This is a genomic window from Enterococcus sp. AZ062 (assembly GCF_051715065.1).
Classification (GTDB): domain Bacteria; phylum Bacillota; class Bacilli; order Lactobacillales; family Enterococcaceae; genus Enterococcus_B; species Enterococcus_B mundtii.
Window position 1 is genome coordinate 2,342,043 of record NZ_JBIOTB010000001.1, and the last position, 11,580, is coordinate 2,353,622.

The following is an 11,580-nucleotide window of genomic DNA, read 5'->3' on the forward strand; positions in this document are numbered from 1 at the left end:
AGAAAACATTCACTGTGTGTCTTCTATTTGATAATTTATTTTCCTGCTTCTTGTTGCGCTAGATAATTTGCGGCTGCCCCTATCAGGTTCGCATCATTGCGATACTCACACAAGGTGATCAATGGATCAAAATCATTCAACCCAAAATGACTCGTCAATTTTTTCATCCGTTGATTGATTTCTGTCAGTAATCCCTCTTTTGCAGAAATTCCACCACCCAATACGATCACTTCTGGATCAAATGAAAATTGAATACTAAATAACCCTTTTGTTAAATAATCATAAAAAGATTCAACTTCTTCTTGTGCGAGAGGATCGCCATTTTCTGCTAATTCAAAGACTTCTTTTCCACTAAAGGTATTTTTATCTAATCCTTTGCGTTCACAGTATCGCCACGCCATTTGGACTGCCGTTCCTAATGTACTGAATGTATGCTCCCCATTAAGAAACATCAAGCCAAATTCTCCGCCATAAAGATGAGCGCCTTTATTCAATTCACCATTAGTGAACATCGCACCACCCACGCCTGTACCAATCACTACAAAAGCAACATTTTGATAGCCACGAGCAGCACCTTCATAAAACTCAGCCATTCCCGCGCAATTCGCATCATTTTCCATAGCGACTGGCAGACCAAACAATTCCTCTAATTCAGTATAAATATCAAACCCATGGATATAAGGAATCGCGCTGATGCCTTCAATCACTTGTCGTTGGCTATTCACAACACCTGGTGCACTAAAGGCAACCCCATTGATTGCTACTTCTTGTGATAATTGTTGGAATACCGATGATAATTGCGCTTTCATTTCTATCCATGTAGCTGGTGTTGTGAACTGACCTTTATGTGTTAGTGTTTCTAGTTCCCAATAACCATATTTGACAGCTGAACCGCCAAAATCGAATGCTAAAATCCCCATAATTATTTGTTCCTCCTCAATAGTTTTTCAACAATATTTTTATTATAAAACGCTTTCGTTCCATCCTATAATTCTTTGGCTAAGGTTACTTGATCTCTAAGAAGTATCCCCTCTTCATAGATTGGTTCTGCGTAATTATTGATAAAGTAATCCTTTTCTCTCGATACTTCTTTAAAGCCTTTTTTCTGATAAAGATGTAACGCTGGATTCGTAATACTTCCTGTACGGATCAATATTTTTGTTGGTTGTTTGCATTCTTTGCTCAACTCTTCAAGTGCATGATCAATCAGCTTGCCACCGATTCCTCTTCCTTGATGTGCAGCAGCAACAGAAACATTCATGATCTCACATTCCGTTTCTCTGATTACATAAACAAGCACACCGATCACTTCATCATGCTCTTTCCAGATAAACCCATCGCCATTGGTCACATAAGCGATCACTTTGTCTTTATCAGGATCGGCTTCTAATAATAACGCCCATGGTAAGTCACTTTTGTTCAATTGTTGAAACATCGCTTTCTCCTATCTGATAAAAATCAATGACTCTATTTTTTGTATTTTTTATAGTCTGGCATCGATTGATCTTCTTTATTACGCGTCAAACGAAAGTGACGAGGCACATAATCGATACCGCCTTTCACAAATGGATGGCAACGAAAGATGCGTGCTGTTCCCATTAGGGTTCCTTTGAGCGCACCATGTACTTGGATGGCTTGGATCATGTAATTGGAACAAGTTGGATAATACCGACAACTTGGTGGGAACGCAGGTGAAATAAATCGCTGGTATCCGCGAACTAAATAAATCAAAAATTTTTTCATGTTTTCATCTCCATATAAAAAAAGGATTGGTCATACATCCACTTACCATCCCCTATAACCGGATAAACGGTGTTCTAAAAGCAACTCCTACAGAAATAAGCGCCAAAACCCAAAAATATGAAAAGCTATTTTCGGATTTTGGCGCTTATTTCTCGGAGCTGTACGCTTTTGCCACAACCTCTTCTTCTCTTATCTGTTACCTAGTGTACACACTTAACTAAAGAAATCGAAGATATGCAACCATAAGCTCGGTTGAAAGACCTTGAATGGACTTCCACCGCCAATCAAACCATATCCGATCATTGTCCCAATGATGAATAATAGGAGTACAAGTAAAATGACAGCTAAAATTTTTACCAAACTTATCAAAATATAGCGTGGACTCGTCATCTCTCGTCACATCCTTAAGCGATTGTTTGTGGTGTTTTTTCGACTGGTGTTTCTTCTACATTTACACGTTCCACATCTGCACCTAATTGTTGCAATTTAATATGGAAATTATAATAGCCACGATCTAAATATTTTAGGTTACGAACGCGTGTGATTCCATTTGCTTTCAAACCAGCTAATACGAGCGCTGCTGCTGCTCTTAGATCTGTTGCATAGACTTCAGCACCTTGTAATTCGTGATTACCATCCATGATTGCAATGTTGCCATCGATTTTTACATGTGCATTCATTCTGCGCATTTCTTCAAGATGTTGGAAACGGTTCTCAAAGACTGTTTCAGTCACAACACTTGTACCTTCTGCAACCAACTGGATAGCAGTCATTTGTGCTTGCATATCCGTTGGGAAACCAGGATGTGGCATCGTTTTTACATCTGTTGGTAAAATATGTTTTGGTCCGATGACACGAACGCCACCGTCTTCTTCAGTGATCGTTGCACCCATTTCGATCAATTTAGAGATCAATGGACGATTATGCTCAGAAATCGCATCAGCGATCAATAGATTGCCTTCAGTCATCGCTGCTGCTACCATGAAAGTACCGGCTTCGATACGGTCTTGGACGATTGAATGGTTGACTGCATGCAAATGATCAACGCCTTCGATACGCATCGTTTCTGTACCAGCGCCATAAACATTCGCACCCATTTTATTTAAGATATTCGCTAAATCAACGATTTCAGGTTCACGTGCGACGTTTTCAATGATCGTCGTGCCTTTTGCTTTGACAGCAGCCATCATGATGTTTTGTGTCGCACCAACACTTGGAAAATCTAAATAGATCGTATTTCCGATCAGTTGATCGGCGATTGCTTCGATATAACCATTCTTTTGAATGATTTTTGCACCCAAGGCTTGAAAACCTTTTAGGTGTAAATCGATCGGACGTTTTCCAATCGCACATCCACCAGGCATTGCAACTTTTGCATGACCATTTCTAGCCAATAATGGTCCCATCACAACGATTGACGCACGCATTTGGCTTACGTATTCATAAGGTGCTTCAATTTCTAATTCTCTCGATGCATCAAGTGTCACACGATTATTCTCTTCATCAAACGCTACATCTACGTTCAAATGACGGATCACTTGATTCATAGTGAACACGTCAGAAAGAATTGGCACATTATCTAAAACGGTTGTTCCTTCTTCAGCCAATAAACTTGCGGCTAAAATCGGCAATACCGCATTCTTTGCTCCTTCGATCTTTACTGTTCCTTTTAATTGATTGCCACCTTTTACGATGATCTCTTCCATGTTGTTCCCCCCAAAAAAATCCGTTGAGTATACATTCGCTCAAAATCTTTTTTATTATATCACTTCTTGTTTTAAAATAGTACCTTTTTTTAAAATTATAGGCTGACGAAAAGATTTCGACATAGCGCAATGATCTCTAAGAAAAAACTGCTCGCTGTATACCCTAAAAAAATTGAAAAAAGGACAATTGCCATTCTAATTTGTGTCGTATGCATTGAACGAAAAAAAGCGTCAACGCGTAAAGAACGCAAAGACCAAAAGGCTAAGTAAATAAATGCCAAATGACTAACGATCCGAATGATTGCATCAATACCATATACTTGCATCATTACGCCCTTTCTAACAAATGTTTTTGATAACTAACACACTGATGATACCATAAATTTTATAAAAGTAGAAATTATTGGTTGTAAAAATGATAAATCTCTGTAATTTTCTTGACAAACTCTGAAAAATGGATGAAAAATATCATTTCTTTCCACTAAAAAAATAATTTTTATTCTGACATCGAATGAATATTAATGAAGAGACGCTTCATTAACGGAAAAATCTCAAACGTTTTAACATAGTATACTAAATCTGTGACCGTATCCGTTAAAGGGTACGCTTAGTTGAAGAATCTCATTTTAGTTTCACTTGGTTATTCTGACAGAGGTTGTGACAGAAGCGATCAGCACTGAATTGTTGCTTCTGGAACACCGTTTATTCGATGACCTACCGTATCATCACTGTTGACCGTTTATAAAAAAAAGAGATCAGGAAACACACGTGGCTGCATTAGCACCCATAAGTGTTTGTCCTGATCTCTTCTTTTGGGAGTGGTTCTCCCTCCATAATTCAATTACTTGTTAATTATAGTAATCACTTATGTTTTGATACATTGATACGGTTCACTGCTCGGTGTAACGCAACAGTTGCCCGTTTCAGTTCATTCTTATCTTCTTTTTGTTTGGCTTCTTCGATTTGGCGTTCAGCACGTTGTTTTGCACGTTCTGCTCGAGTGACGTCGATATCTCGTTCACGTTCCGCACTATCTGCGACAATTGAAACTAAGTTATCGCGAACTTCCATGATGCCGCCGTTCACAGCGATCCAGTCAACGTGTGTATCTGAATCTGTCCGCTTCACACGAACTTCATCGATTGTTAAAGGCACGATGATGGGTGCATGCTGCGGTAAAATACCAAGTTCGCCAGCAGTAGTTCGTGCAACAACGATTGCCGCATGGTGATCATAAACTAAACCATCGGGAGTAACCACATTTACAGTTAAATATTGATCCATGGGGCACCCCTTTCTAGTAGCCTAGTTTTTTCGCTTTTTCGACAACGTCTTCGATTCGGCCGACACTGCGGAATGCTTCTTCAGGAAGGTCGTCGTATTTGCCTTCAAGAATCTCACGGAAGCCTTTGACAGTTTCTTCAACTGGTACGTAAGAACCTGGAAGACCTGTGAATTGTTCCGCTACATTGAAGTTTTGTGATAAGAAGAATTGGATTCGACGAGCGCGTGAAACCAATATTTTTTCTTGATCTGATAATTCATCCATCCCTAAAATAGCGATGATGTCTTGCAATTCACGGTAACGTTGTAGTACGTGTTGTACTTCAGTCGCTACTTTGTAGTGTTCTTCTCCTACGATTTCAGGAGATAACGCACTTGATGAAGAAGCAAGTGGGTCAACGGCTGGATAGATCCCTTGTTCGGTCAATTTACGTTCCAAGTTTGTCGTTGCATCTAAATGGGCAAATGTCGTTGCTGGCGCTGGGTCAGTATAGTCATCCGCTGGCACGTAGATTGCTTGGATCGAAGTGATCGAACCTTTTTTCGTTGAAGTGATCCGTTCTTGGAGTTGTCCCATTTCAGTCGCTAAGGTTGGTTGATAACCAACCGCTGATGGCATACGTCCTAGTAAGGCAGATACTTCTGAACCTGCTTGGGTGAAACGGAAAATATTATCAATAAATAAGAGCACGTCTTGTCCTTCGACATCACGGAAATATTCCGCAATCGTCAATCCAGTTAGTGCGACACGCATACGAGCACCTGGTGGCTCATTCATTTGTCCAAACACCATCGCTGTTTTTTCGATTACGCCTGAATCTTTCATTTCGTAATACAGATCGTTTCCTTCACGGGTACGTTCCCCTACACCGGTAAACACTGAGATTCCCCCATGTTCTTGGGCGATATTATGGATCAATTCTTGGATCAGTACGGTTTTACCAACACCGGCACCCCCAAACAATCCAACTTTCCCACCTTTTAAATAAGGTGCTAATAAGTCAATGACTTTGATCCCAGTTTCAAGAATCTCTGTACTTGTGCTTAATTCATCAAAATTTGGTGCTTTCTTGTGGATCTCGCTTCTTTGGGCATCCTCTGGAAATGGTGCTTCCAAATCGATTGTTTCACCTAACACGTTGAACACACGACCTAATGTTTCTGTTCCAACTGGTACAGAGATCGCTTTGCTTGTGTCGATGACTTCCATTCCACGTTGTAGTCCATCCGTCGATTCCATTGCGATCGTACGGATCACACCGTCACCTAATTCTAATGCTGCTTCAAGAACAACTTTTGATTTTTGCTCATCATTTTTATAAACAACTAATGCGTTGTTGATATCTGGTAAGGATTGGTCTAAAGAAAATTCCACGTCGACAACGGGACCGATTACTTGAACAATCTTGCCTGAACTCATCTTTTTTCCTCCAATCTCCTTGCTATTCTAGTGCCGATGCTCCGGCAACAATTTCGGTAATTTCTTGGGTGATCGCCCCTTGTCTTGCACGGTTATAAGAAACCGTCAGATCATCGATGATGTTCGCAGCATTATCTGTTGCGGTTTTCATTGCAGTCATTCCCGCGGCATGTTCTGCCGTTTTCGCATCGACGATCGCACCATAAATCAAACTTTCGGCATATTGCGGCAACAGTTGAGTCAAGATTTCTTCTTTTGAAGGTTCAAAAATATATTCTTGCTCAAAGCTTTTCGCTTCTCCCGGATCTAAATCTGAAATAGGTAACATTTTTTCTACACGAAATTGACTAGTCAATGAATTGATATGATGGTTATAACATACATACAATTCGTCAAATACTTCATTTTGATACATGGTCGTTGCCATGTTCACGATTTTACGAACTTCATCAAAGCTAGGTTGATCAGACAAATTGCGCAGTTCATACGCTAAGTTGATGTCACGAGCTTTAAAGAAATCCGCTCCGGTACCACCAATGGCGATCATGACATATTCATCTGGTGATTGATGGTCTTCTTCCAAGATGGACATGGTCTGTTTCAATATGGAACTATTGTAGCCACCGACTAACCCACCATCAGCTGTGATCACGATATAACCGGTTTTTTTAACTGGTCGACTGATCAGCATACTATTATAATTGACATCCCCTCTTGGATTAGCCGAAGCAATGTCAGTTAATTGTGTTGCTGTTAGATGCGTAACGATTTCTCTCACCTTATTGGCATAAATCTGGAACTTCTGTGAAGAAGCTTCAGATTTTGTCAATTTAGAGGCTGAGACCATTTGCATGGCACGAGTGATTTGGCTCGTTTTTTTCGTTGACGCGATTCGTGTCTTGATTTCATTTAATGAAGCGCCCATTCATCTCACCTCACTATGCATTTTGAATGGATTTCAATTTGTCTTCTGTTGAAGAATTATTTCCTTTTGTTGCCATAAAGATATCTTTGTACTCTTGAATTGCTTGGTTCAACGCTTCTTCTTCAGGAAGATCTTTCGTTGTACGGATCGTTTCAAAGAGATCTGCATGATTTGTCTCAAGATATTCAAATAACTCATGTTCAAAATCTAAGATGCTATCTACAGGGATACTGTCTAAGTAACCGTGTGTCAATGCATATAAGATGACTACTTGTTTTTCCACTGCAAGAGGTGCATGTAATTTTTGCTTCAAGATTTCTACTGTACGACGACCACGATTCAATTTCGCTTGTGTCGCCGCATCTAAATCAGAACCAAATTGGGTAAATGCTTCTAATTCACGGTAACTTGCTAAGTCTAGACGCAATGTTCCGGCAACTTTTTTCATTGCTTTGATCTGTGCTGAACCACCAACACGAGAAACTGATAACCCTGCATCTACGGCTGGACGAGTTCCCGCATAGAACAAATCACTTTCTAAGAAGATTTGTCCATCAGTGATCGAAATGACGTTTGTTGGAATATAAGCAGAGATATCCCCAGCTTGTGTTTCAACAAATGGTAAAGCAGTCATTGACCCTCCACCTAGATCATCACTTAATTTTGCTGCACGTTCTAATAAACGTGAGTGCAAGTAGAAAACATCCCCTGGATAGGCTTCGCGGCCTGGTGGGCGACGAAGTAATAAAGAAAGCTCACGATAGGCAACAGCTTGTTTAGATAGATCATCAAAAATGATCAATACATGTTTGCCGTTATACATGAATTCTTCACCCATAGCTGTTCCAGCATAAGGTGCGATGTATAGCAATGGTGCAGGTTGAGAAGCTCCCGCATTGACTACGATCGTATAATCCATTGCGCCATATTTTTTCAATGTTTCTACTTGTGTACGTACCGTTGAATCTTTTTGTCCAATGGCTACATAGATACAAATCATATCTTGACCTTTTTGGTTGATGATCGTATCGATTGCAATCGATGTTTTCCCTGTTTTACGGTCACCGATAACTAATTCACGTTGTCCACGTCCGATCGGTACTAACGCATCGATCGCTTTCAACCCTGTTTGCATTGGTTCGTTGACTGATTTACGTTGCATAACACCAGGTGCCATCGCTTCAACTGGACGTGTTTTGTCCGTCACGATTTCTCCTAGCCCGTCAATGGGTTGTCCTAATGGATTGACGACACGTCCGATCATTGCGTCCCCTACAGGTACTTCCATGATCTTTCCTGTGCGTTTTACTTTATCCCCTTCACGAATGGATTCAAAATCTCCTAAGATAATGATTCCGACATCATTTGATTCCAAGTTTTGTGCCATACCATATGAACCGTTCGAAAATTCAAGTAGTTCACCACTCATGGCATTTTCAAGTCCATGCGCACGTGCGATTCCGTCACCAACATAAGTGACTGTACCGATTTCTTCGACTGAAAGCACGTTTTCATAATGTTCAATTTGTTCTTTAATCAAGGCACTAATTTCTTCTGCTTTGATAGCCATTCGATTCACCTACCTCTTTGTACTATCTATTTAATTGATTACGCAATTTTTCCAACTGCGTCCGAATGCTTCCGTCGATCACTTGATGATCTGCTTCTACAATTGCCCCACCAATGATCCTAGAATCAACTTGTTGCTTCAATTCGACCGTTTGATAGTTCATTGTTTTAGCGACATTTTCTTCAAGTCTAGTCAATTGTTCCGCTGAAAGTGGGACTGCTGTAGTCACACTTCCTAGTAACAAACCATTATTTTCATTGTAACGATGTTCATATTCGTCGATCATCAAAGGTAGATCGTTCATCCGATTGTACATGAACACGACTTCTAAAAAGTTTTTTACGATTCCTTGATAACCACTGACTAATTTGTCCATGATCAATCGCTTTTCATGCGGTTCCAACCGAACATCACTAAGGATACTCCCTAATTCAGGAACATCCGCATAGATTTTACGTAGACTAAGAAGTTCTTGGTAAATTTCTTCTGTATTATTTGAATCGATCGCCAGTTCAAATAATGCTTTTCCGTAACGTCTACCTACTGTATATTTATCTAGTTTCATTTGACGAACCTAGACCTTCGATATATTGATTGATTAAAGATTCGTGCATTTCTGGAGATAATTCTTTATTCAAGATTTTTTCCGCGATTTGAAGAGAAAGTTCAGCTACATCGTCTTTCACTGAGTTCAATGCCGTATCACGTTCCATCGTGATATCCGATTGGGCTTTACTTTTTAGACGAGCAACTTCTTCTTGCGTCTCCTTCAAAATATTTTGGCGGCTTAATTCTCCACTTTCTTTCGCATGTTTGATGATATCCGCAGCATCAGAGCGAGAAGCCAACAATTGTTGCTCACGTTCTTGTTCTAATTTTGCTGATTTGATGCGAGATTGTTCTGCAGAATCTAAATCATTGGCGATCTTATCTTCACGTTTTTTCAAAATATCGCTGATCGGTCCCCACGCAAAGTGTTTTAATAGGACCATTAATATCAAAAATGAGCCGCTGACAACGATGATATTACCTAACATCGGATTGCCAACTTCTGCAATTGCCAATTGATTCAGCATAGGTTAGCCTTCCTTTCTCTGAGAATCCAGTTTTCTTAGATTGCGTATTTAAGATAGCTTTTTTGACTATCGCGCAACCTGAGCATTTTTATTACACACCAAAAACTAGGATCAAGGCGATAACAACACCTAGAATAGGAACGGCTTCGACTAAGGCTACCCCAATAAACATCGTTGTACGTAATTGACCTGACATTTCAGGTTGGCGTGCCATTGATTCGATTGTTTTAGAAATTACTTGACCATTACCGTAACCAGCTCCGATAGCTGCCCCTAAGATTGCGATTGCTGCTGCGATATAATTCATAATTTACTTCCTCCTAAAATAGTTTAAATAGTAATTAAATCTAGTTGTTTTACTCTTCTACTTCGATTTTGTGACTCATATATACCATTGATAAAGTGACAAAGACAAATGCTTGGATGCTTCCGATAAATAATGAGAACGCGATCCAAACCATCTCTAACGGAATTGCTAAAGGCAATGAGAACCAGCCTAAACTTGTCATCATTTTTGCGATTAAAGTTAGCAATACTTCTCCCGCATAAATATTCCCATAAAGACGTAAAGCAAGTGTTAACAAGTTTGTGAACTCTTCGATCACCTTCATTGGAAACATAAAACTATAAGGTTTTAGGAACGAGTTGACAAAGTAACCTTTGAAACCGAGCTTCTTCACCCCGAATAGATGAGTAAGTGTGATCATAATAAATGCCAATGTTAAAGTTACAAACGGGTCTGCTGTCGGACTTTTCCAAAGTGTCGTTTCGCTAGGTAAGACGATTTTTGTAACTAAACCGATATTGTTCGCAACAAAAACGAAGAGAAACAAGGTAAATGCCAATAAATGAAAATTATTCAATTCTTTTCTAGGCACATTATCTGTAACGATCCCTCGTGTAAAATCAATGACCCATTCAAGTGCATTTTGCTTTCCAGTTGGCTTCATCTTTAGATTTCTTGTAAAGAAGTAAACTAAAAAGAAAACGATCAAACAAGTTAACAACACCATCAAACAAACAGTCCCATCAAACCAAACCGGTCCAATGTGGAACGTTAGCGAGCGTTCATCCAATCCATTTCACCTCTTTTCCCCGAATTTCACATAAAATCAATTTCATGTGTGTATCTGGTTTTTCTTTATCGGTTTCTAACCAAACGGTATCATACCACCACGAAATAGAAATTTCAAAGGATTTTCATGAAAATTAGACACTTTTTTATTTCAGTCTAAAAATCAGCAAAAACATGGATGATATGATGCCTGGAAACTCAGAAAAAACCTGTGATAATCATGTTTCATCAGATTAAATGCTAACAAATTTTATCATTAAGTAAATCTAAAAGCACCGAATATGCGAAAAAGGATAATGAAATTATCTAGAGAAATTTTTTAATGTACGATCAATTTGTCGATCCACATCTTTTCGCTTCAGATCTTCTCGCTTATCATACGATTTTTTCCCTTTGGCCAATCCGATCAAGACTTTCGCATAGCCATTTCGGATATAGACTTTCAAAGGAACAATCGTGATTCCGGTATTTTTTGTTTCATTCAATAAACGCGCAATTTGCTTTTTATGCAATAACAACTTTCTAGTTCTTAGTGGATCATGATTAAAGATATTCCCTTGTTCATAAGGGCTGACATGGACATTATGCAAAAAAGCTTCGCCGTTTCTCACACGAACAAATCCATCTTTTAAGTTGATACGACTATTGCGAATAGATTTGATCTCTGTACCTTGTAAAACCATTCCTGCTTCCATTGTGTCGATGATCGAATAATCATGGCGAGCTTTTTTATTTTGCGCAATCAGTTTTCCCTCGCCTTTTGGCATTGGACATTCCCCCA

General features: G+C 39.4%; 15 protein-coding genes. All 15 read right to left on the bottom strand.

Going from position 1 to position 11,580, the window contains the following annotated elements; all coding sequences use genetic code 11:
• Positions 1-35 precede the first annotated feature (35 nt).
• The 15 genes from IGJ00_RS11025 to smpB all read right to left on the bottom strand — a co-directional run bounded on the left by IGJ00_RS11025 (position 36) and on the right by smpB (position 11,566).
• Entirely contained in the window at positions 36-920 is an 885-nt protein-coding gene (locus IGJ00_RS11025; RefSeq protein ID WP_071866748.1) for an ROK family protein, read from the bottom strand.
• Positions 921-985: 65 nt separating this feature from the next.
• On the bottom strand, positions 986-1,435 hold the full coding sequence (locus IGJ00_RS11030) for a GNAT family N-acetyltransferase (RefSeq protein WP_071866747.1): 450 nt from the start codon (positions 1,433-1,435) through the stop codon (positions 986-988).
• Between the two features lie 32 nt (positions 1,436-1,467).
• Entirely contained in the window at positions 1,468-1,743 is a 276-nt protein-coding gene (gene yidD, locus IGJ00_RS11035) for a membrane protein insertion efficiency factor YidD (protein WP_071866746.1), read from the bottom strand.
• 213 nt (positions 1,744-1,956) lie between these two features.
• Complete coding sequence (locus IGJ00_RS11040) at positions 1,957-2,133, bottom strand: DNA-directed RNA polymerase subunit beta (RefSeq protein WP_010734895.1); 177 nt, start codon at positions 2,131-2,133, stop codon at positions 1,957-1,959.
• Between the two features lie 14 nt (positions 2,134-2,147).
• Positions 2,148-3,449 carry a UDP-N-acetylglucosamine 1-carboxyvinyltransferase gene (gene murA / locus IGJ00_RS11045; RefSeq protein WP_010734894.1) on the bottom strand — a complete coding sequence of 434 codons (1,302 nt, stop codon included), beginning with the start codon at positions 3,447-3,449 and terminating at the stop codon, positions 2,148-2,150.
• Between the two features lie 95 nt (positions 3,450-3,544).
• Positions 3,545-3,775 carry a DUF1146 family protein gene (locus tag IGJ00_RS11050; RefSeq protein WP_029594144.1) on the bottom strand — a complete coding sequence of 77 codons (231 nt, stop codon included), beginning with the start codon at positions 3,773-3,775 and terminating at the stop codon, positions 3,545-3,547.
• A gap of 535 nt (positions 3,776-4,310) precedes the next feature.
• The gene (locus IGJ00_RS11055) at positions 4,311-4,733 is read right to left on the bottom strand and encodes a F0F1 ATP synthase subunit epsilon (protein WP_010734892.1); all 423 of its coding nucleotides are present in this window, start codon (positions 4,731-4,733) and stop codon (positions 4,311-4,313) included.
• Positions 4,734-4,746: 13 nt separating this feature from the next.
• Positions 4,747-6,153, bottom strand: coding sequence for a F0F1 ATP synthase subunit beta (gene atpD, locus IGJ00_RS11060; RefSeq protein WP_010734891.1), 1,407 nt, complete (start codon positions 6,151-6,153; stop codon positions 4,747-4,749).
• Between the two features lie 22 nt (positions 6,154-6,175).
• Positions 6,176-7,078, bottom strand: coding sequence for a F0F1 ATP synthase subunit gamma (locus tag IGJ00_RS11065; protein ID WP_010734890.1), 903 nt, complete (start codon positions 7,076-7,078; stop codon positions 6,176-6,178).
• A 13-nt stretch (positions 7,079-7,091) separates the two neighbouring features.
• Entirely contained in the window at positions 7,092-8,648 is a 1,557-nt protein-coding gene (gene atpA / locus IGJ00_RS11070) for a F0F1 ATP synthase subunit alpha (RefSeq protein WP_010734889.1), read from the bottom strand.
• A gap of 22 nt (positions 8,649-8,670) precedes the next feature.
• Positions 8,671-9,213 (bottom strand): ATP synthase F1 subunit delta, encoded by a 543-nt coding sequence (gene atpH / locus IGJ00_RS11075; RefSeq protein ID WP_086334967.1) that lies wholly within the window; start codon positions 9,211-9,213, stop codon positions 8,671-8,673.
• On the bottom strand, positions 9,200-9,724 hold the full coding sequence (gene atpF, locus IGJ00_RS11080; RefSeq protein ID WP_010734887.1) for a F0F1 ATP synthase subunit B: 525 nt from the start codon (positions 9,722-9,724) through the stop codon (positions 9,200-9,202). The genes atpH and atpF overlap by 14 nt, the downstream gene beginning before the upstream one ends.
• A gap of 91 nt (positions 9,725-9,815) precedes the next feature.
• On the bottom strand, positions 9,816-10,031 hold the full coding sequence (gene atpE, locus IGJ00_RS11085) for an ATP synthase F0 subunit C (protein WP_010734886.1): 216 nt from the start codon (positions 10,029-10,031) through the stop codon (positions 9,816-9,818).
• Between the two features lie 49 nt (positions 10,032-10,080).
• The gene (gene atpB, locus IGJ00_RS11090; RefSeq protein ID WP_010734885.1) at positions 10,081-10,800 is read right to left on the bottom strand and encodes a F0F1 ATP synthase subunit A; all 720 of its coding nucleotides are present in this window, start codon (positions 10,798-10,800) and stop codon (positions 10,081-10,083) included.
• Positions 10,801-11,101: 301 nt separating this feature from the next.
• Positions 11,102-11,566, bottom strand: coding sequence for an SsrA-binding protein SmpB (gene smpB, locus IGJ00_RS11095; RefSeq protein WP_071866745.1), 465 nt, complete (start codon positions 11,564-11,566; stop codon positions 11,102-11,104).
• Positions 11,567-11,580 lie beyond the last annotated feature (14 nt).